Source organism: Paraburkholderia sp. FT54, from assembly GCF_031585635.1.
Taxonomy (GTDB): Bacteria; Pseudomonadota; Gammaproteobacteria; order Burkholderiales; family Burkholderiaceae; genus Paraburkholderia.
Window position 1 is genome coordinate 1,152,525 of the sequence record NZ_CP134195.1, and the last position, 21,266, is coordinate 1,173,790.

Genomic DNA, 21,266 nt, shown 5'->3' on the forward strand with positions numbered 1-21,266 from the left:
TGATCCCAGGAAGGGTATTCCTCACGCGAAGAATCGGAAAAATTCGCCAAGCCCAAGATTTACTTGATTTTTTCGCAATTTTCCGATTGACGTAAACGTTGCCGTTTCGTACTATCGGCTGCAAATTCCAGCCCTTGTGGAAGCCGAGACGTTCATGCGATTTATCTTTAGTGCGTTGCTGGTCCTGACGCTCGCCGCTTGCGCGAGCCAGGGACCGACGACGAGTATTCCGAACACCGCAACCAATCCCGCCAGCCAGCAAGCCGTAGCAGACGCCCTTCGCAAGTCAGCCACCGCCAAAGAGACGATCAACGTCGATCAGGGCTCCGTCACTCAGTTGACGAGTGCCGACGCCGACCTTTGGGGCCGTATTCGCCGTGGTTTCCAGATGCCGGACCTGCAAACCGACCTCGTCGACATGCAGGTCAACTGGTATGCGCAGCGTCCTGATTACGTGCAGCGCATGACCGAGCGCTCGCAGAAGTACCTGTACCACATCGTCGAAGAGCTCGAGGCGCGCCATATGCCGACCGAGCTCGCGTTGCTGCCATTCATCGAATCGGCGTACAGCCCGCAGGCTTTGTCGGTGGCGAAGGCGGCCGGCATGTGGCAGTTCATGCCGGGCACGGGCCGCACCTACAACCTCAAGCAGAACATGTGGCAGGACGAGCGCCGCGACGTGCTGGCGTCGACCAGCGCCGCGCTCGACTATCTGTCGCGTCTGCATGACATGTTCGGCGATTGGCAGCTGGCGCTCGCGGCGTACAACTGGGGCGAGGGCAATGTGCAGCGCGCGATCGCCCGCAACGAAGCGGCGGGCCTCCCCACCGACTACCTCAGTCTGCGCATGCCGAACGAGACGCGCAACTACGTGCCGAAGCTACAGGCGGTGAAGAACATCGTGATGAACCCGCAAATGTACGGGCTCACGCTGCCGTCCATTCCGAACCACCCGTATTTCGTGACGGTGACCACCTCGCACGATATCGACGTGGACATGGCCGCCAAGCTCTCGAACCTGTCCGCGGACGAATTCCGTTCGCTGAACCCGTCGTTCAGGAAACCGGTGATTCTCGGCGCCACGCAACCGCAGATCCTGCTGCCGTTCGACAACGCCAGCGCCTTCGAGCGCAATCTGAAGACTTACTCCGGCTCGCTGTCGTCGTGGACCACGTACACGGTTACCGAGCGTGCGACGCCCGCGGCGATCGCACAGAAGATCAGTGTCGACGCCGACACGCTGATGGAAGTGAACAAGATTCCGGTCGGCATGCGTTTGAAACCCGGTTCCACGATTGTGGTGCCGCGCGGTTCGGACGACGACGAAGACATCAGCGCCGACGTCGCTGAAAGCGCCGTACTGGCGATGGAGCCCGACGTCCCCGATACGCGCAAGATGCTGATCCGGGTGCGCCGCAATCAGTCGATGGCGGCCATTGCCGTGCGTTACGGCGTGTCGGTTGGCCAGTTGAAGGCGTGGAACCGCACGCATCGCGACAGCGTGTCGCGCGGTCAGGTGATCGTGCTGCACGTGCCGGTCGGCAAAGCCATGCCGAGCGAGCCGGGTCCGGAACGCATCGCGACCGACGTGCAAGGCGGCGGCGTCGAGAAGATCGGCACGCGCGTCGGAGACACCAGAAGCGAATCGCGCTACGAAAAGAAGAAGGGTCGTGGCCGGGCAGAGGTGGTGAAGGTCTCCGAACCGGTGGGCAAGGTCAGCAAGCCGACGGCATCCAGCGCCAACAAGGGCAAGGTGACCAAGGTGTCGGCATCCACGTCCAGCAAGGCGTCGAAGGCTGCGGCAGAGAGCCACCCGAAGACCGTGGCCAACGCGAAGAAGGGTAAGTAGACCAATAGCGGCTCACACGGTAGTGACCACATGCGTTGCGGGGGGCAGCGCATCAATTGCGCTCCGATCACGCACCGTGCTTTTTTCCAACGCCGTCACCTGTGGTGACGGCGTTTTTCATTGTGCTGATCATTTTGGGCAAAGGCGGCGCTTTTCCTTTATCTTTCGTGCTTCGCTCAAACCCATTCGGCCAGCCGCCCAATTCAAAACTCATGTCGTCGACCCAGTTGCGCGTCTTTTTGCTGTTCTCCGCGGGGTATTTCGTTTCCTACGTGTTCCGCGGCGTCAACCTCGGCTTTGCGCCGTTCATCACGCGCGATCTCGGTTTGTCGGCCGCCGATCTGGGCTTGCTCACCAGTCTCTATTTCCTCGGCTTCGCGGGTGCCCAGATTCCGGCTGGCGTGCTGCTGGACCACTACGGCGCGCGGCGCGTCACCGCCGTCACGCTGCTGTTTGCCGCGCTCGGCATCTGGGTGTTCGGCGCCGCGCACGGCGTCGGCGTGATGATGGTGGGGCGCCTGCTGATCGGCGTCGGCGTCTCCGTGTGCCTTGGCGCCGCATTCAAGGCATTGGCGCAGCACTTCGCCGCGGCACGCCTGCCGCTGATGAACGGACTGGTGATGGCGATCGGCGGTTTCGGCGGCGTGATGGTCGGCTCGCCGCTGACGTGGGTCCTGACATTCGCCAGCTGGCGCGCGGTCTGCATCGGGCTGGGTTTGCTGACTGTGCTCGTCGCGCTGGCGCAGTGGACGCTCGCGCCGGACACGAAGGAGACGCATCACCAGGCCGGCATCGGCGCCCAGTTCAAAGGCACGCTGCATATTCTGCGCAGCGCGGCGTTCTGGAAGATCGCGTCGTTTTCGGTCGTCACGCAAGGCGTCTTCTACGCGATGCAGTCGCTCTGGGTCGGCGCGTGGCTGCGTGACGTGCAAGGCTTCGAGCCGCGCGAGGCCGCCGCGCTCGTGTCGATTCTCGGCTTCGCGATGATGGCCGGCTGCGTAGGGTTCGGCGCGGCGGCGCGCAGTCTCGAGCGGCGCGGCATCTCACTCTATGCGTTTTGCGGCACCGGCATGGCGCTGTACGTTCTGACGCAGTTGCTGATCATGTTCAAGGCGCCGCTGCCGGCGGGTCTCTTGTGGGCGGCGTACGGAATTTTCGGCGGCACCGGCATTCTCAGCTACGCGGTCATGGCCCGGCACTTTCCGGCGCAGATGATCGGTCGCGTGAATACCACGCTGACGCTGATCATCTTCCTGCTGATTTTCGGTTTCCAGATTGGCGTCGGCGCGGTGCTGTCGCATTGGCCGGCGAGCGGCGGCCATTATCCGGCGGCTGCGCATTTGACCGCGTGGGGCATTCTGGTCGGGCTGCAGGTGTTGAGCGCGATCTGGTACCTATTGCCGGGCCGCAAGCTGGTTCGTCCGGCCGAAATGCACGCCGAACAGGACGCTTGAGCCGCCTGGCACGACGCTTCGCCATCGCCCCCCATCCGTCGGCACTATCCCGATTCGCGCCCGCGGAAAAGCCGCAGAGCATCGTCCGCGCCAGCCTCAGCAAGGCTTTGAGCGATTTCGAACTGGGCTGTGCTGAGCGTCCACGCTATCTCGGATTTGGAAGGAAGGGCAATTTCACGCTATAATTCCAAGGTTTGAGCTTATCAACCCGCACCCTAGCGCCTACCTCTCCCATACCGTTCATCCGCCGCGCGCCACCGGCGTAGCAAGCAGGGCTCAAGGCCCAGTTCCCAGCCGATCCGTCCACACAATGGACCCATCGCGCCCCTTGCAACGTCAACGGCAGTTCGCGAGCGAGTCTGCGCGCGCATTCCTGATGCGTTTCGCTGCGGCTCGCAGTCGGATAGACAGGTCGGCAACAGGGTGTTCCCCAAGGAGTCTCCCGTGTTGCCGTCATTTTCTCCCGCTCTGCTCGCGCTCGCCGACGGCACGGTCTTTCGTGGTTACTCGATCGGCGCCCCCGGGCATACCATCGGCGAAGTCGTGTTCAACACCGCTATCACCGGCTATCAGGAAATCCTGACTGACCCGAGCTACGCGCGCCAGATCGTGACCCTCACGTATCCGCATATCGGTAACGTCGGCGTGAACGCCGAAGACGTCGAAGCTACGAAAGTCCATGCCGCCGGCCTGATCATTCGCGACCTGCCGGTTCTCGCGTCGAACTTCCGCATGGAGCGCACGCTCCCGCAATACCTGAAAGATGAAGGCGTGGTCGCCATCGCCGGTCTCGATACCCGCATGTTGACGCGCGTTCTGCGCGACAAGGGCGCGCAGAACGGCGCGATTCTCGCCGGTTCGGACGACGAAGCCAAGGCGATCGAACTCGCCCGCTCGTTCCCGGGCCTTTCGGGCATGGACCTCGCGAAGGTTGTGTCGACGAAGGAAACCTACGAGTGGACCCAGACCGAATGGCGTCTGGGCGAAGGCTACGGCACGCAGAAGGCGCCGAAGTACCGCGTCGTGGCGTTCGACTACGGCGTCAAGTACAACATCCTGCGCATGCTGGCCGAACGCGGCTGCCACGTCACCGTGCTGCCGGCGCAAGCCAGCGCCGCTGACGCGCTCGCGCTCAATCCGGACGGCATCTTCCTGTCGAACGGCCCCGGCGATCCGGAGCCGTGCGACTACGCGATCACGGCCACCAAGGAACTGATCGAGCGCGGCATTCCGACCTTCGGCATCTGCCTCGGCCATCAGATCATGGGCCTCGCGGTCGGCGCCAAAACCATGAAGATGAAGACGGGCCATCACGGCGCCAATCATCCGGTGAAGGATCTGGACGATGGCCGCGTGGTGATCACGTCGCAGAACCACGGTTTCGCGGTCGATGCCGACACGCTGCCCGCCAACGCCCGCGCCACGCACGTCTCGCTGTTCGACGGTACGCTGCAGGGCTTCGCGTTGACCGACAAGCCGGCGTTCTGCTTCCAGGGCCACCCGGAAGCGTCGCCCGGCCCGCACGACATCGCCTATCTGTTCGATCGCTTCACTGCGTTGATGGATACGAAGAAGGCCAGCAAGACCGCAGCGGCATAAAGCGGCAACAAGTCTCGGCGGCGCACGGCTCGCGCCGCGCCGCGCGTCATCGGCGCAGGCGCGACGCGCACATGGCGCACGCGCGGCGAGCCGCACCAGACAGAGCAGCGCGCGCAACGCCACGGCGGCGCGCGCCGACGGAAAGAATTCAGGAATACATTAGCGAGAGCGTTATGCCCAAGCGGACAGACATCAAGAGCATCCTCATCATCGGCGCGGGTCCGATCATCATCGGTCAGGCGTGCGAGTTCGATTACTCGGGCGCGCAGGCATGCAAGGCGCTGCGTGAGGAAGGCTACAAGGTCATTCTCGTCAACAGCAATCCGGCGACGATCATGACCGACCCGAACACGGCCGACGTGACCTACATCGAGCCGATCACGTGGGAAGTAGTCGAGCGCATCATCGCGAAGGAGCGCCCGGACGCGATCCTGCCGACAATGGGCGGCCAGACCGCGCTGAACTGCGCGCTCGACCTGCACGCGCACGGCGTGCTGGAAAAGTACAAGGTCGAGCTGATCGGCGCGTCGCCCGAAGCCATCGACAAGGCGGAAGACCGCCAGAAGTTCAAGGACGCGATGACCAAGATCGGCCTCGGTTCGGCCAAGTCGGGCACCGCGCATTCCATGGACGAAGCGCTGGCAGTGCAAGCGGACATTGCTTCGCAAACCGGCAGCGGTGGCTATCCGGTCGTGATTCGTCCGTCGTTCACGCTGGGCGGCTCGGGCGGCGGCATCGCGTATAACCGCGACGAGTTCGAAGAGATCTGCAAGCGCGGTCTCGATCTGTCGCCGACGCGCGAGTTGCTGATCGAAGAGTCGCTGCTCGGCTGGAAAGAGTACGAGATGGAAGTGGTCCGCGACAAAAAGGACAACTGCATCATCGTTTGCTCGATCGAAAATCTTGACCCGATGGGCATCCACACCGGCGACTCGATCACCGTCGCGCCGGCGCAAACGCTCACCGACAAGGAATATCAGATCCTGCGTAACGCATCGCTCGCGGTGCTGCGCGAGATCGGCGTCGACACCGGCGGTTCGAACGTGCAGTTCTCGATCAATCCGAAAGACGGCCGGATGGTCGTGATCGAAATGAATCCGCGTGTGTCGCGCTCGTCGGCATTGGCCTCGAAGGCGACCGGTTTCCCGATCGCAAAGATCGCGGCGAAGCTGGCGGTCGGCTACTCGCTCGACGAACTCAAGAACGAAATTACCGGCGGCCAGACCCCGGCATCGTTCGAACCGACCATCGACTACGTCGTCACCAAGATCCCGCGTTTCGCGTTCGAAAAATTCCGTGAAGCCGATTCACGCCTGACCACGCAGATGAAGTCGGTCGGCGAAGTGATGGCCATCGGCCGCACGTTCCAGGAGTCGTTTCAGAAGGCCCTTCGCGGTCTGGAAGTCGGCGTCGACGGTCTGGACGAAAAGACCGATAACCGCGACGAGATCATCCGCGAGATCGGCGAAGCCGGTCCGGATCGCATCTGGTACGTGGGCGACGCGTTCCGTATCGGCATGACGGCTCAGGAAATTTTCGAAGAGACCTCGATCGACCCGTGGTTCCTCGCGCAGATCGAACAGATCATCCTGAAGGAAAAGGCGTTGGCAGGCCGCACGCTCGCGAGCCTCTCGAAGGAAGAACTGAAGTATCTGAAGCAAAGCGGCTTCTCGGACCGCCGTCTGGCCAAACTGCTCGGCGCGAAGCCTGCGGAAGTGCGTCAACGTCGTATCGAGTTGAACGTGCGCCCGGTGTACAAGCGCGTCGACACGTGCGCGGCCGAGTTCGCCACGAAAACCGCCTACATGTACTCGACCTACGAGGAAGAGTGCGAAGCGAACCCCACGAACAACAAGAAGATCATGGTGCTGGGCGGCGGCCCGAACCGGATCGGCCAGGGCATCGAGTTCGACTACTGCTGCGTGCACGCCGCGCTCGCCATGCGCGAAGACGGCTACGAAACGATCATGGTCAACTGCAACCCTGAAACCGTTTCGACCGACTACGACACGTCCGATCGTCTGTACTTCGAATCGCTGACGCTCGAAGACGTGCTCGAAATCGTCGACAAGGAAAAGCCGGTCGGCGTGATCGTGCAATACGGCGGTCAAACGCCGTTGAAGCTCGCGCTGGATCTCGAAGCGAACGGTGTGCCGATCGTCGGCACGTCGCCGGACATGATCGATGCCGCGGAAGACCGCGAGCGTTTCCAGAAACTGCTGCAGGACCTCGGCCTGCGTCAACCGCCGAACCGCACCGCACGCGCCGAAGACGAAGCACTCAAGCTCGCCGACGAAATCGGCTATCCGCTGGTGGTGCGTCCGTCGTACGTGCTCGGCGGCCGCGCGATGGAAATCGTCCACGAGCCGCGCGACCTCGAGCGCTATATGCGCGAGGCCGTGAAGGTGTCGAACGACTCGCCGGTGCTGCTCGACCGCTTCCTGAACGATGCGATCGAATGCGACGTGGACTGCATCTCCGATGGCGAAGCCGTGTTCATCGGCGGCGTGATGGAGCATATCGAACAGGCGGGTGTGCACTCGGGCGACTCGGCTTGCTCGCTGCCGCCGTATTCGCTGTCGAAGGAAACCGTGGCTGAGTTGAAGCGTCAAACCGGCGCGATGGCAAAGGCGCTGAACGTGATCGGCCTGATGAACGTGCAGTTCGCGATCCAGCAAGTGCCGCAGGCCGACGGCTCGAAAGAGGACGTCATCTACGTGCTCGAAGTGAATCCGCGCGCCTCGCGTACCGTGCCGTACGTGTCGAAGGCGACCAGCCTGCCGCTCGCCAAGATCGCGGCGCGCGCCATGGTCGGCCAGACGCTCGCGCAACAAGGCGTGACGAAGGAAATCGACCCGCCGTACTTCAGCGTGAAGGAAGCCGTGTTCCCGTTCGTCAAGTTCCCGGCAGTCGATCCGGTGCTCGGACCGGAAATGCGTTCGACCGGCGAAGTGATGGGCGTGGGTCAGACGTTCGGCGAAGCACTGTTCAAGTCGCAACTCGCGGCGGGTTCGCGTCTGCCGGAGTCGGGCACGGTGCTGCTGACTGTGATGGACGCCGACAAGCCGAAGGCCGTCGAAGTTGCGCGCATGCTGCACGAACTCGGTTATCCGATCGTCGCGACCAAGGGTACGGCCGCCGCGATCGAAGCGGCCGGCGTGCCGGTGAAGGTCGTCAACAAGGTGAAGGACGGGCGTCCGCACATCGTCGATATGATCAAGAACGGCGAAATCGCGCTGGTTTTCACGACCGTCGACGAAACCCGCGCCGCGATCGCCGACTCGCGTTCGATCCGCATGAGCGCGCAGGCGAACAAGGTCACGTACTACACGACCATGTCGGGCGCGCGTGCCGCCGTCGAAGGTTTGCGCTATTTGAAGGACCTGGAAGTCTATGATTTACAAGGCCTCCACGCTCGCCTAAACTAAGGCTTCGAATACCTGTCCAAGATGTAAGTGCCGCGGTTAAGCGGCGTTCCGCAGGTGCTTGGCGCCGGGCTTTGCCTGGCGCTCTGGCCCCGGCGGAATGCACTTAACCGCGGTGATTTTTTTTACGGCTGTTTTTTGCATAGAGTTGTTTATGAGCACTGTTCCATTGACGAAGCGCGGCGCGGAAATGTTGCGCGATGAATTGCAGCGCCTGAAATCGGTTGAGCGTCCTTCGGTGATCAATTCGATCGCGGAAGCGCGTGCCCAGGGCGATCTGTCGGAAAACGCGGAATACGACGCGGCGAAGGAGAAGCAGGGCTTTATCGAAGGCCGGATCGCCGAAATCGAATCGAAGCTGGCCGGCGCGCAGGTGATCGACCCGGCGGCGGTGGAAGCCGACGGCCGCGTGGTATTCGGCGCGACGGTGGAACTGGAAGATCTGGATTCCGGTGCGTCTGTCAAATATCAGATCGTCGGCGACGACGAAGCGGATATCGACCATGGTCTGATCTCGATCAGCTCGCCGATCGCGCGCGCCCTGATCGGCAAGTCGGAAGGCGACGTTGCATCGGTGCAGGCACCGGGCGGCGTGCGCGAATACGAAATCATCGCGGTTAGTTACGTTTGAAGGCGGCTCCGGTGTCCCTGATGCCGCATCGATTTTTCCGGTTACTGACGGTGGTGTGGGTCGGTAGTCTGCTGACTATCGGCTATGCCGTCGCTCCCGTGCTGTTTACCTCACTCGACCGGATGACGGCGGGCGCGGTGGCGGCGCAACTGTTTCGCATCGAAGGCGTGCTGGGTGCGGTGTGCGGCATATTGCTGCTCGGTCTCGCGAACCTACTGGTTCGACGCGGCAACCATGCCTATCGTCGTTTGCGCTGGCTGATCGTCGGCATGCTGGTGTGCGTGCTGGTCGGTTACTTCGCGTTGCAACCATTCATGAATGCAATGCGCATTGCCGCGCTCGAAGCGGGCAGTGATGTCGGACATTCAGCTTATGCGACGCGCTTCGGCATTCTGCATGGCGTGTCGAGTCTGTTCTATCTGATTGAAAGTCTGCTGGGCGTGGCGCTGGTGTGGAAACTGCCTGCGGGCGCAGGCGTTGTGGCGGCGGAGCAGGGTACTCGCAATACGGCGGGGAAGATCGCAGGCTGACACAACCAGCCGAGGCCGCTTTCCGGCGCTCGAGTGTACAAACCGGGCGCGGCGAGCTTGCGGAGCAACTCTGAGTTTCGTCCAGGCGTTGCTCAAGCAGCCCACGCCAGGGTGCGGACACCGCCCGCACCGCTCATCATTCGCTTATTTCGACGACTGATGCGAGCGCTTCGCACTGGTTTGACGCTTCTTGGCGCGCTTGATGTTGCCGCCTTGCGTCACGCGTTCATTGCCGCGCACCACGACGGCTTTGGCCTTCGGTTTGCGCATCGGGATTTCACTGGGCTTCACCACCGTCACGACGCGCGGCGCGCGGCCCTTACCCGGTTTGGCTTCCACCGCGGCTTCGCGGGCGCTCGGCAAGGCGCCGCGCTTGGCCTTCACCGCCGGCTGTGCGGCTTCCGGCTTCCAGATCACCAGCAGCTTGCCGATATGCTGGATCGGCGCCGCGTTCAGCTTGTCGCAGATTTCTTCATAGATCGCGATGCGTTCTTCGCGTTCGTCGCCGAACACGCGGATTTTGATCAACTGATGAGCGCCAAGGTGGACCTTGATCTCGGAGAGCACGGCGTCGGTCAAACCTTCGGCGCCGACGAGCACGACCGGTTTGAGCGCATGTGCCTGTGAGCGCAACTCGGCGCGTTGGTCGGAAGAGACTTTGAGGGCGGGCATGGAAAGTGTGAGACTCGACTAAAATGGCGGCACCTGCGTTTCCAACCGGTTGGCCGATGTTTTGGTCGATTGGGTGATTCGGCAGGGCGGCGCGTCAGAACAACAGGATCGCGGATGACTGCCAGTTTTGGCGGTGTCCGCGCGAAATAACCGCGTATTATCCCCTAAAGCGCCACATCACGCAGCAAGAGTTCAACCTTTAATGGCAAAAAACAAGTTCAACACGGCGTGGCTGCATGACCACATCAACGATCCGTACGTGAAAATGGCGCAGCGGGAGGGCTATCGCGCCCGCGCAGCCTACAAGCTCAAGGAAATCGACGAGCAGGACAAGCTGATCCGCCCGGGGCAGGTCATCGTCGACCTCGGCTCGACGCCGGGCAGTTGGAGTCAGTACGCCCGCAACAAACTCGCCAAAGGCTCCCAGCGCGACGCTGAGCGTGAAGGCGGCATCGACGGCACGATCATCGCGCTTGATCTCCTGCCGATGGAACCGGTCGCCGACGTCCATTTCATTCAGGGTGACTTCCGCGAAGACTCGGTTTTGCTGCAACTCGAAGAATTGGTCGGAGAACGCCAGGTTGATCTTGTAATTTCGGATATGGCGCCCAACCTGTCGGGGGTGGCGGTGGCGGATGCGGCGCGAATCGAGCATTTATGCGATCTCGCGCTGGAATTCTCACAAAATCACCTGAAGTCGGATGGTGCCCTTTTAGTCAAATGTTTTCACGGCAGCGGTTACAGCCAGATTGTCGAAAAGTTCAAGCATCAATTTAAGGTGGTGGCGGCCCGCAAGCCGAAAGCTTCGCGGGACAAGTCGTCAGAAACGTTTATTTTGGGTAAGCATCTCAAGCGCCCCGCATAGAGGCGCTGCAGGACGGTTCCGCATCTGCCGATAATGCGATCATGGCCTCGGAAACGGGTGCGGCAATGGCTCGCTGCGCTATTTCTGCGGTAGTGAAACCTTATGGCAGGGGTCTGCGGACTGGATTAGAATGCTTTCGTGGTGCCGCAAGGCAAATGTAGGCGCCCGTCTAAGTGAAGGAGTGGTGCTTTGAACAACAATATGTTTTCGAAAGCAGCAGTGTGGCTGGTTATCGCACTGGTGCTATTTACGGTGTTCAAGCAGTTCGACAAGCCCCGTGTCCAGGAAGGCGTTTCCTATTCGCAGTTCATGGACGACGCGAAGAACGGCAAAGTCAAGAACGTCATTGTCCAGGGGCGGAACCTCACGGTCACTCCAGCAGACGGCCAGAAGTACCAGATCGTGTCGCCCGGCGACATCTGGATGGTTGGCGATCTGATGAAGTATGGCGTTCAGGTGAGCGGCAAGGCTGATGACGAACCCAATGCGCTGGTGTCCGCGCTGTACTACCTCGGGCCGACGATCCTGATCATCGGTTTCTGGTTCTACATGATGCGACAGATGCAGGGGGGCGGGAAAGGTGGTGCGTTCTCGTTCGGTAAATCCCGTGCACGTCTGATCGACGAAAACAACAACGCAATCAATTTCACCGACGTCGCCGGTTGCGACGAAGCCAAGGAAGAAGTCTCCGAACTGGTCGACTTCCTGCGCGATCCGCAGAAGTTCCAGAAGCTGGGTGGGCGTATTCCACGCGGCGTGCTGCTGGTCGGGCCGCCGGGGACCGGTAAGACGCTGCTGGCGCGCGCTATCGCCGGCGAGGCGAAAGTGCCGTTCTTCAGTATCTCGGGTTCGGACTTCGTGGAAATGTTCGTCGGTGTCGGCGCGGCTCGCGTGCGCGACATGTTCGAACAGGCCAAGAAGCATGCGCCGTGTATCGTGTTCATCGACGAAATCGACGCGGTCGGGCGTCACCGCGGCGCCGGCATGGGCGGCGGTAACGACGAACGCGAACAGACCTTGAACCAGATGCTGGTGGAGATGGACGGCTTCGAAGCGAACTCGGGTGTGATCGTGATCGCTGCAACGAACCGTTCGGACGTGCTCGACAAGGCGCTGCTGCGCCCTGGCCGTTTCGACCGCCAGGTGTATGTCGGTCTGCCGGATATTCGCGGCCGTGAGCACATCATGAAGGTTCACCTGCGCAAGGTGCCGATTTCGAACGACGTCGACGCAGCGGTGATCGCACGCGGCACGCCGGGCTTCTCGGGTGCAGACCTCGCGAACCTCGTGAACGAAGCGGCCTTGTTCGCGGCTCGCCGTGGCAAGCGCATTGTTGAAATGACGGACTTCGAAGACGCGAAGGACAAGATCTTCATGGGTCCGGAGCGTAAGTCGGCCGTGATCCGCGAAGAATCGAAGCGTGCCACGGCGTACCACGAGTCGGGCCATGCAGTGATCGCCAAGCTGTTGCCGAAGGCTGATCCGGTGCACAAGGTCACGATCATTCCGCGTGGCCGCGCGCTGGGCGTGACGTGGCAGTTGCCGGAGCATGACAACGAAACGTATTCCAAGGACTACCTGCTGGATCGTCTGGCGATCCTGTTCGGTGGCCGAGTCGCGGAAGAGCTGTTCCTGAACCTGATCAGCACCGGCGCATCGGACGACTTCAACAAGGCGACGCAAACGGCGCGCGCCATGGTGGCTCGCTTCGGTATGACGGACGCACTCGGACCGATGGTCTACGTCGACGACGAAAATGACGCCACGCCGTTTGGCCGTGGTTTCACGCGCACCATTTCGGAAGCGACGCAGCAGAAGGTCGACGCCGAAATCCGCCGCGTGCTGGACGAGCAATACAACCTCGCGAAGCGCCTGCTGGACGAGAACCGCGACAAGGTCGAAGCGATGACCGCCGCGCTGATGGAGTGGGAAACGATCGACGCCGATCAGATCAACGACATCATGGCAGGCCGTCCGCCGCGTTCGCCGAAGAGTTCGCCGCCGTCGGCAAGCGACGCCTCGTCGGGCGGCAGCCCGGGCACCGAGGTCAAGCCGGGCAGCGCAACCGCGCCGGCCTGATAGACGACCAGTAGAAAGTGCGGGCCGGTGTGTTTCACACCGGCCCGTTTTGCATTTATCCGTTTTGCGTGAAGCACCACCACGTGTCGAAAGTCGAATTCCCTTCTTTGCCTATTCCCGAGCCGCTCCAGTGTGGCCGCTTCAAGTTGACCTTTGAACGCCCGCTGGTCATGGGCATCCTGAACGTCACACCCGATTCTTTTTCCGACGGCGGCAAATACGCGATGTGCGGCGATGCGTTGCGCCAGGCCGAGCGTATGATGCTCGACGGCGCGGACATCATCGATATCGGCGGCGAGTCGACGCGTCCCGGCGCACCGCCGGTGCCGCTCGACGAAGAACTGGAGCGGGTGATCCCGCTCGTCGAGCAACTGCGCGGCGCGAATGTGCCGTTGTCGATCGACACGTACAAGCCTGAAGTGATGCGCCACACGTTGGCCGCGGGCGCGGATCTGATCAACGACATCTGGGGTTTCCGGATGCCCGGCGCAATCGACGCTGTACGCGACAGTGACTGCGGCCTGTGCGTCATGCACATGCTTGGTGAGCCGCAGACCATGCAGCTCGGCGAGCCCGTCTACGATGACGTGGTGAGCGCAGTTCGCAATTTTCTCGAGGAGCGTGTCGTGGCGCTCGAACAGGCGGGCATCGTACGTGCTCGTATCAGCGTGGACCCAGGTTTTGGCTTCGGCAAGGCTGTAGTCGAGCATAATTACGCGCTGCTCGCGCACCTGCCGGAAACGGCGCCGCGAGCCGAGCCGCCGTACCCGATTCTTGCCGGCATGTCGCGTAAGTCGATGGTCGGCGCGGTAGTGGGACGCCCGGCGTCGGAACGCGTTGCGGGCAGTATTGCGGCGGCGGTGTGCGCCGCTGAACGGGGCGCTTCGATTCTGCGCGTGCACGACGTCGCGCAAACAGTAGATGCATTGAAAGTATGGGCAGCCATGCACGAAGCGGCGAAGCACGGCCGCGCGCGCGGCTGAACCCGCAAGCCAAGGAGGAAGATAAAACATGGCACGTCGTTATTTCGGAACGGACGGCATTCGGGGCAAAGTCGGCGAAGGACCTATCACGCCGGAGTTCGTATTGCGGCTTGGCTACGCGGCCGGCAAGGTGCTGGCAGGCGCGGACCGCTGGGCGAGAACAGGCACACGGCCAACCGTGTTGATCGGCAAGGACACGCGGGTGTCGGGCTACATGCTCGAAGCGGCGCTCGAATCGGGCTTCTCGGCAGCCGGTGTGGATGTGATGCTGGCCGGCCCGATGCCGACTCCCGGCATCGCCTATCTGACACGCGCATTGCGGCTTGCCGCGGGCGTGGTCATCAGCGCGTCGCACAATCCGTACTACGACAACGGCATTAAATTTTTCTCCGCCGACGGCAACAAGCTGCCAGATGAAGTGGAAGCGCAGATCGAAGAGCAACTCGATTTGCCGCTCGCCTGCGCGGCATCCGAGCAACTCGGCAAGGCGCGGCGCCTCGACGACGCGGCGGGCCGCTATATCGAGTTCTGCAAGAGCACCTTTCCGGCCGCGTTCGATCTGCGCGGTCTGAAGCTGGTCGTCGATTGCGCGCACGGCGCCGCGTATGACATCGCACCGCACGTGTTCCACGAACTCGGCGCCGATGTGATTCCGATCGGCGTCGCGCCGAACGGCTTCAACATCAACGACGGTGTCGGCGCGACCGCACCGGATGCGCTGGTGCGCGCCGTGCGCGCGAATCATGCCGACCTCGGCATCGCGCTCGATGGCGACGCCGACCGCTTGCAGGTGGTCGACGCCGCGGGGCGTCTGTATAACGGCGACGAACTGCTGTATGTCCTGGTCAAGGACCGTGTCGCGACCGACGGCAAGGTGGACGGCGCGGTCGGCACCTTGATGACCAATATGGCGGTGGAAGTGGCGCTGCAGGAAGCCGGCGTGAAGTTCGTCCGTGCGGCGGTGGGCGACCGCTATGTACTCGAGCAGCTGCGCGAACACGGCTGGCAACTCGGGGCCGAAGGCTCCGGCCATATTCTCTCGCTTGACCGCCATTCCACGGGCGACGGCATCGTCTCCGCGTTGCTGGTGCTCGCGGCCATGAAGCGCAGCGATAAAACGCTCGCCGACCTGCTCGACGGCGTCACGCTGTTCCCGCAGAAGCTGATCAACGTGCGTATGAAGCCTGACTCGGACTGGAAGAGCAGTGACGTGATCCGCCGCGCTATCGCCAAGGCCGAGAGCGCGCTGAAGGGCCGCGGCCGTGTGCTGATCCGCGCGTCCGGTACCGAACCGGTGCTGCGCGTGATGGTGGAAGCGGAAAATGTCGCCGACGCGGTTCACCATGCGGAGTCGATTGCCGGAGCGGTGAAAGAGGTAACGGCGTAAGCCACCTGCCTGACGGCGCTGCGCGGCGGGACGATAGCAATAACGTCCCGCCGCCGGCCACCCATTGCCGCACCACCAACCTCGCTTCTCTCCCACAGGCGAGCGCACGCAAACGTTCGCGCCCCATCTTTTTCGCCTAATCTGTAGAGCGGTGCCCCCGAAGCCGCGAAGCCGTCAATTGTTCCGTTCCAACGCCTTTCACCTCAGTAATCTAATTGTCACATCCGCTTCACGGTAAGTCACGTTACTGTCACAAAGAGACCCTAAGCTTCGCGGTGTTCGTGTTACTCGCTCACACCGCTCACACCTTTGGAGGTCTCATGAAATTGATGCAAACCGTGTTCGCTGGCGTCGCTGGCGCGCTTTTCGCGATCGCAGCGCAAGCCGCAGACATCACCGGCGCGGGCAGCACCTTCGCAGCACCGATTTACACGAAGTGGGCCGACTCGTATCAGAAGTCCGGCGGCGGCAAGGTCAACTATCAAGGCATCGGTTCGTCGGGCGGCGTGAAGCAGATCGTCGCGAAGACGGTCGACTTCGCCGGTTCGGACGCTCCGCTGAAGGACGACGAACTCGCCAAGGAAGGCCTGTTCCAGTTCCCGACGGTGGTCGGCGGCGTGGTGCCGGTCGTCAATGTGCCGGGCGTGAAGCCGGCTGAACTGACGCTGTCGGGCGAAGTGCTCGGCGACATCTACCTGGGCAAGATCAAGAAGTGGAACGATCCGGCGATCGTTGCGCTGAACCCGAAAGCCAAGCTGCCGGATACCGACATCGCCGTGGTTCGCCGCGCCGATGGTTCGGGCACCAGCTTCATCTGGACGAACTATCTGTCGAAGGTCAACGCGGACTGGAAGTCGAAGGTCGGTGAAGGTTCGACGGTCAACTGGCCGACGGGCACGGGCGGCAAGGGCAACGACGGCGTCGCAGCCTTCGTGCAACGTCTGCCGGGCGCAATCGGCTATGTGGAATGGGCGTACGCGAAGCAGAACCACATGACGTATGTCGCGCTGAAGAACTCGTCGGGCGCCGTGGTCGAGCCGAAGACGGACACCTTCAAGGCAGCGGCAGCAGGCGCGGACTGGTCGAAGTCGTTCTACCAGATCCTGACGAACGAGCCGGGCAAGAACGCATGGCCGATCGTCGGCGCGACGTTCGTGCTGGTTCACACGACGCAGGAAAAGGCGCCGCAAGGCACCGAAACGCTGAAGTTCTTCGACTGGGCATTCAAGAACGGCACGCAAGCCGCGAACGATCTGGACTACATCTCGCTGCCGGATTCGGTCGTGGCGGAAATCCGCACGCAATGGAAGGCGAAGGTGAAGGACGCTTCGGGCAAGGCAGTCGCCGAGTAAGTGAAGCAATAAGCAAAGCGTTCAGTATGCGCAGCACGTAACACGTTGGCCGTCCTCATGCGAGGACGGCCAACGGCTTTAACCTCCGGCATTACCGGCCGCACGACACGTGTCATACGGCAACTGGAAACAGGTCAATCAGGCTCTCATGTCCGATATCCAATTAGCGTCCGGCTCGAGCAGGTCGACCCCGCCCGGCAGCGCGTCGCAGCAGAAAGCGCCCAGCCGCGTCGGCGACGTGGTCTTCGGCGGCCTCGCGCGCCTCGCCGCCCTCATCACCCTGTTGCTGCTCGGCGGCATCATCGTTTCCCTGATCGTCGCGTCCCTGCCGTCGATCAAGCAGTTCGGCCTCAGCTTCCTGTGGACCGCCGACTGGGATCCACCCAGCAAGCAATTCGGCGCCCTCGTGCCGATTTACGGCACGATCGCCACCTCGATCATTGCACTCATCATCGCGGTGCCCGTCAGCTTCGGCATCGCGCTTTTCCTGACCGAACTCGCGCCCGCGTGGCTGCGCCGGCCGCTCGGCATCGCGATCGAACTGCTCGCCGCGATTCCGTCGATCGTGTACGGCATGTGGGGTTTGCTGGTGTTCGCACCGATCTTCGCGACGTGGTTCGAAAAGCCGCTCGGCGCGGTGCTCGGCGGCATTCCGGTCGTCGGGGCGCTGTTTCAGGGCGCGCCGATCGGCATCGGCATCCTGTGCGCGGGCGTGATTCTCGCGATCATGATCATTCCGTACATCGCTTCGGTGATGCGCGACGTGTTCGAAGTCACGCCGGTCCTGCTGAAGGAATCGGCGTACGGCATCGGCTGCACGACGTGGGAAGTGATGTGGAAGATCGTGCTGCCCTTCACCAAGAGCGGCGTGATCGGCGGCGTCATGCTGGGTCTGGGCCGCGCGCTCGGCGAAACGATGGCCGTGACGTTCGTGATCGGCAACACCAATCTGCTCGATAACGTGTCGCTGTTTTCGCCGGGCAACAGTATTACGTCGGCGCTCGCCAACGAATTCGCCGAAGCGGATCCGGGCCTGCACACGTCGGCGTTGATGGAACTCGGCCTCATTCTGTTCGTGATTACTTTCGTGGTACTGTCGATCTCGAAGATCATGCTGCTTCGCCTCGAAAAAGGGGAGGGCGCGAAATGAGCCAGCCCACTTTGAATATGCCGGGTTCGCACGACGCCGCCACGCTCGAAGCGATGCGCGTGCGTTTGCAACGCCGTCGCCGTTTGAAGAACGCGGTCGCGCTGACCATGTCGCTCGCCGCGATGGCGTTCGGTCTGGTGTGGCTGATCTGGATTCTGTACACGACCTTGCGCCTCGGTATCGGCGGCTTGTCGGTCGAGTTGTTCACGCAATCGACGCCGCCGCCGAACACCGATGGCGGCGGTCTCGCGAACGCGATCGTCGGCAGTCTGATGCTGGTCGGACTCGCGACTTTCGTCGGCACGCCGATCGGTATTCTGGCCGGCGTCTATCTCGCCGAATACGGCCAGAAGGGCTGGCTCGCGAGCGTGACGCGTTTCATCAACGATATTCTGTTGTCGGCGCCTTCGATCGTGGTCGGCCTGTTCGTCTACGCGCTGGTCGTCGCGAAGATGGGCCACTTCAGCGGCTGGGCCGGTGTATTCGCGCTCGCCTTGCTGCAGATTCCGATTGTGATCCGCACCACGGAAAACATGCTGAAGCTGGTGCCGAACGCATTGCGTGAAGCGGCGTTCGCACTCGGCACGCCGAAGTGGAAGATGGTGCTGTCGATCACGCTGAAGGCGTCGGTCGCCGGTATCGTCACCGGCGTATTGCTCGGCGTCGCGCGTATCGCAGGCGAAACCGCGCCGCTGCTCTTCACGGCGCTGTCGAATCAGTTCTTTTCGATGGACATGGGCCAGCCGGTCGCGAACCTGCCGGTCACGATCTACAAGTTTGCGATGAGCCCGTTCGCGCAGTGGCAATCGCTCGCGTGGGCCGGCGTCTTCCTGATCACGCTCGCGGTGCTGGGACTGAACATCCTCGCGCGCACGATCTTCTCGAACAAGTAAGGGCGGAGTGTAATCCGATGAATATGGCAGAAACTCAACTCAATCCGATCGCACGTTCCACGGCGCCCGCCGGTTTCGATCCCGCCCAGAGCGGCCAGTCGCAAGCGCCGTCGCGCCCGAAGATCGAAGTCAACGACTTGAACTTCTTCTACGGCAAGTATCACGCGCTGAAGAACATCAATCTTCAGATTCCCGAAGGCAAGGTGACCGCGTTCATCGGCCCGTCGGGCTGCGGCAAGTCCACCTTGCTGCGCACTTTCAACAAGATGTACGCGCTCTATCCGGAACAACGCGCCGAAGGCGAGATCCTGATGGACGGCGAGAATCTGCTGACCTCCAAGCGCGATATCTCGCTGCTGCGCGCGCGGATCGGCATGGTGTTCCAGAAGCCGACGCCGTTTCCGATGTCGATCTACGACAACATCGCGTTCGGCGTGAAGATGTTCGAAACGCTGCCGCGCTCGGAGATGGACGACCGCGTCGAGTGGGCGCTGACCAAGGCCGCGCTGTGGAACGAAGTGAAGGACAAGCTCGGCCAGAGCGGCTACGGTTTGTCGGGCGGCCAGCAGCAGCGTCTGTGTATTGCGCGCGGTATCGCGATCCGTCCGGAAGTGCTGCTGCTCGACGAGCCGTGTTCGGCTTTGGACCCGATTTCGACGGGCCGCATCGAAGAGCTGATTGCCGAATTGAAGAGCGACTATACGGTGGTGATCGTCACGCACAACATGCAACAGGCGGCCCGCTGTTCGGACTACACTGCGTACATGTACCTCGGCGAGTTGATCGAGTTCGGCGATACCGAAAAGATCTTCATCAAGCCGGTCCGCAAGGAAACCGAGGACTACATCACTGGCCGCTTCGGCTAACAACGCCGAGCAAAACAAGGGAGTACGACATGTCCGACAAACACCTGTCCAGCCAGTTCGACGCCGACCTGAATCTGGTTTCCTCCAAGGTGCTCGAAATGGGTGGCCTGGTCGAATCGCAGATTGTCAAGGCCATGCAGGCGCTCAACGAATTCGATCTCGACATCGCCGAACAGGTGATCGCCGCGGAAGAGCGCCTGAACAAGATGGAAGTGGACATCGACGAAGAGTGCAGCAATATCATCGCGCGCCGTCAGCCGGCCGCGCGTGACCTGCGCCTCCTGATCGCGATTTCGAAGACCATCACGAACCTCGAGCGCGCCGGCGACGAAGCCGAAAAAATCGCCAAGCGCACCAAGCGTTTGATGGAAGACGGCGCCTCGCGCACTATCAACATCGCGGAAATCAAGTTATCGGGCGAGATGGCGGTGTCGATTCTGCGCCGCGCACTCGACGCGTTCGCGCGCCTCGACACGGTCGCCGCCGCGCAGATCGTCCGCGACGATAAAGCGATCGACGAAGAATTCCGCGCCTTCGTGCGCAAGCTGATTTCGTACATGACGGAAGATCCGCGTTCGATCTCGGTGGGCCTCGACTTCCTCTTCATCGCCAAGGCGATCGAGCGGATCGGCGACCACGCGAAGAACATCGCTGAGTTCATCATTTACATCGTCAAGGGCACAGACGTACGTCACAAGTCGCGCGACGCGCTCGAACGCGAAGCGCTCAGTTAATCCAGATATAAGGACCAGAGGTGCCGATGCCCAGCAGCATTCTCGTCATTGAAGATGAGCCCGCCATTTCCGAACTGATTTCGGTGAATCTTCAACACGCCGGACACTGCCCGATTCGCGCGTACAACGCGGAGCAGGCTCAGAACCTGATCAGCGACGTATTGCCCGACCTCGTCCTGCTCGACTGGATGTTGCCGGGAAAATCGGGCATCGCGTTCGCTCGCGATCTGCGCAACAACGAGCGCACGAAGCATATTCCGATCATCATGCTGACCGCGCGCGGCGACGAGCAGGACAAGGTGCTCGGCCTCGAAATCGGCGCCGACGACTACGTCACCAAACCGTTCTCGCCGAAAGAACTGATGGCGCGCATCAAGGCGGTGTTGCGCCGCCGCGCGCCGCAGTTGACGGAAGACGTGGTCGCGATCAACGGTCTCAAGCTCGATCCGGCGACGCACCGTGTGGCGGCGCATGCCGAAGGCAGCGAGATCAAGCTCGATCTCGGCCCGACGGAATTCCGTCTGCTGCACTTTTTCATGACGCACCCGGAGCGCGTGCATAGCCGCACGCAACTGCTCGATCAGGTGTGGGGCGATCACGTGTTCGTCGAAGAGCGCACGGTGGACGTGCATATCAAGCGCCTGCGCGCGGCCCTCAAGCCGGCCGGGTGCGATGCTATGATTGAGACGGTACGCGGCAGCGGCTACCGGCTCGCGAAGAGCGCCTGACGCTCATTCGCCGGCGGCGGTAGCTGAGCCGCCCGCGTTGGCTACGTCATCTTTGCAACCATAGGCGCC

The 21,266-nt window shown here is 62.0% G+C and carries 18 protein-coding genes; 16 read left to right on the plus strand and 2 right to left on the minus strand.

Features of this window, described 5'->3' with window-relative positions; translation table 11 throughout:
• Window positions 1–154: 154 nt before the first annotated feature.
• Window positions 155–1,849, plus strand: a complete 1,695-nt coding sequence (locus tag RI103_RS05405; protein WP_310814353.1) for a transglycosylase SLT domain-containing protein — start codon at window positions 155–157, stop codon at window positions 1,847–1,849.
• Between the two features lie 67 nt (window positions 1,850–1,916).
• On the opposite strand, the gene RI103_RS05410 is transcribed toward RI103_RS05405, so the two are convergent.
• Window positions 1,917–2,063, minus strand: a complete 147-nt coding sequence (locus tag RI103_RS05410; protein WP_310814354.1) for a hypothetical protein — start codon at window positions 2,061–2,063, stop codon at window positions 1,917–1,919.
• Here RI103_RS05410 and RI103_RS05415 point away from each other — a divergent pair.
• The 5 genes from RI103_RS05415 to RI103_RS05435 all read left to right on the plus strand — a co-directional run bounded on the left by RI103_RS05415 (window position 2,062) and on the right by RI103_RS05435 (window position 9,488).
• Window positions 2,062–3,303: an MFS transporter gene (locus tag RI103_RS05415; protein ID WP_310814355.1), complete on the plus strand. Its 1,242-nt coding sequence runs from the start codon at window positions 2,062–2,064 to the stop codon at window positions 3,301–3,303. The two genes, RI103_RS05410 and RI103_RS05415, sit on opposite strands and share 2 nt — an antisense overlap.
• A gap of 444 nt (window positions 3,304–3,747) precedes the next feature.
• The gene (gene carA, locus RI103_RS05420) at window positions 3,748–4,902 is read left to right on the plus strand and encodes a glutamine-hydrolyzing carbamoyl-phosphate synthase small subunit (protein WP_310814356.1); all 1,155 of its coding nucleotides are present in this window, start codon (window positions 3,748–3,750) and stop codon (window positions 4,900–4,902) included.
• Between the two features lie 173 nt (window positions 4,903–5,075).
• On the plus strand, window positions 5,076–8,330 hold the full coding sequence (carB, locus tag RI103_RS05425) for a carbamoyl-phosphate synthase large subunit (protein WP_310814357.1): 3,255 nt from the start codon (window positions 5,076–5,078) through the stop codon (window positions 8,328–8,330).
• A gap of 151 nt (window positions 8,331–8,481) precedes the next feature.
• Complete coding sequence (gene greA, locus RI103_RS05430) at window positions 8,482–8,958, plus strand: transcription elongation factor GreA (RefSeq protein WP_012433846.1); 477 nt, start codon at window positions 8,482–8,484, stop codon at window positions 8,956–8,958.
• A gap of 20 nt (window positions 8,959–8,978) precedes the next feature.
• Window positions 8,979–9,488 (plus strand): DUF4149 domain-containing protein, encoded by a 510-nt coding sequence (locus RI103_RS05435; RefSeq protein WP_310814358.1) that lies wholly within the window; start codon window positions 8,979–8,981, stop codon window positions 9,486–9,488.
• Between the two features lie 144 nt (window positions 9,489–9,632).
• On the opposite strand, the gene RI103_RS05440 is transcribed toward RI103_RS05435, so the two are convergent.
• A complete protein-coding gene (locus tag RI103_RS05440) occupies window positions 9,633–10,160 on the minus strand; it encodes a YhbY family RNA-binding protein (protein ID WP_310814359.1) in 528 nt (175 codons plus the stop codon).
• 202 nt (window positions 10,161–10,362) lie between these two features.
• Here RI103_RS05440 and RI103_RS05445 point away from each other — a divergent pair, with 202 nt between their 5' ends.
• The 10 genes from RI103_RS05445 (at window position 10,363) to phoB (ending at window position 21,197) form a co-directional block, all read left to right on the plus strand.
• Entirely contained in the window at window positions 10,363–11,025 is a 663-nt protein-coding gene (locus tag RI103_RS05445; RefSeq protein WP_310814360.1) for an RlmE family RNA methyltransferase, read from the plus strand.
• A gap of 189 nt (window positions 11,026–11,214) precedes the next feature.
• The gene (ftsH, locus tag RI103_RS05450; RefSeq protein WP_006051983.1) at window positions 11,215–13,104 is read left to right on the plus strand and encodes an ATP-dependent zinc metalloprotease FtsH; all 1,890 of its coding nucleotides are present in this window, start codon (window positions 11,215–11,217) and stop codon (window positions 13,102–13,104) included.
• Between the two features lie 170 nt (window positions 13,105–13,274).
• Window positions 13,275–14,087, plus strand: coding sequence for a dihydropteroate synthase (gene folP / locus RI103_RS05455; RefSeq protein WP_409076974.1), 813 nt, complete (start codon window positions 13,275–13,277; stop codon window positions 14,085–14,087).
• A gap of 28 nt (window positions 14,088–14,115) precedes the next feature.
• On the plus strand, window positions 14,116–15,474 hold the full coding sequence (glmM, locus tag RI103_RS05460; protein WP_310814362.1) for a phosphoglucosamine mutase: 1,359 nt from the start codon (window positions 14,116–14,118) through the stop codon (window positions 15,472–15,474).
• A 320-nt stretch (window positions 15,475–15,794) separates the two neighbouring features.
• Complete coding sequence (pstS, locus tag RI103_RS05465; protein ID WP_310814363.1) at window positions 15,795–16,826, plus strand: phosphate ABC transporter substrate-binding protein PstS; 1,032 nt, start codon at window positions 15,795–15,797, stop codon at window positions 16,824–16,826.
• Window positions 16,827–16,974: 148 nt separating this feature from the next.
• Window positions 16,975–17,976: a phosphate ABC transporter permease PstC gene (pstC, locus tag RI103_RS05470; protein ID WP_310814364.1), complete on the plus strand. Its 1,002-nt coding sequence runs from the start codon at window positions 16,975–16,977 to the stop codon at window positions 17,974–17,976.
• Window positions 17,973–18,869, plus strand: coding sequence for a phosphate ABC transporter permease PstA (pstA, locus tag RI103_RS05475; RefSeq protein WP_310814365.1), 897 nt, complete (start codon window positions 17,973–17,975; stop codon window positions 18,867–18,869). The genes pstC and pstA overlap by 4 nt, the downstream gene beginning before the upstream one ends.
• Window positions 18,870–18,886: 17 nt before the next feature.
• Window positions 18,887–19,735, plus strand: coding sequence for a phosphate ABC transporter ATP-binding protein PstB (pstB, locus tag RI103_RS05480; RefSeq protein ID WP_310814366.1), 849 nt, complete (start codon window positions 18,887–18,889; stop codon window positions 19,733–19,735).
• A gap of 29 nt (window positions 19,736–19,764) precedes the next feature.
• A complete protein-coding gene (gene phoU / locus RI103_RS05485; protein ID WP_106283720.1) occupies window positions 19,765–20,469 on the plus strand; it encodes a phosphate signaling complex protein PhoU in 705 nt (234 codons plus the stop codon).
• A gap of 26 nt (window positions 20,470–20,495) precedes the next feature.
• Window positions 20,496–21,197 carry a phosphate regulon transcriptional regulator PhoB gene (phoB, locus tag RI103_RS05490; protein WP_006051991.1) on the plus strand — a complete coding sequence of 234 codons (702 nt, stop codon included), beginning with the start codon at window positions 20,496–20,498 and terminating at the stop codon, window positions 21,195–21,197.
• The last annotated feature ends 69 nt before the right edge of the window (window positions 21,198–21,266 follow it).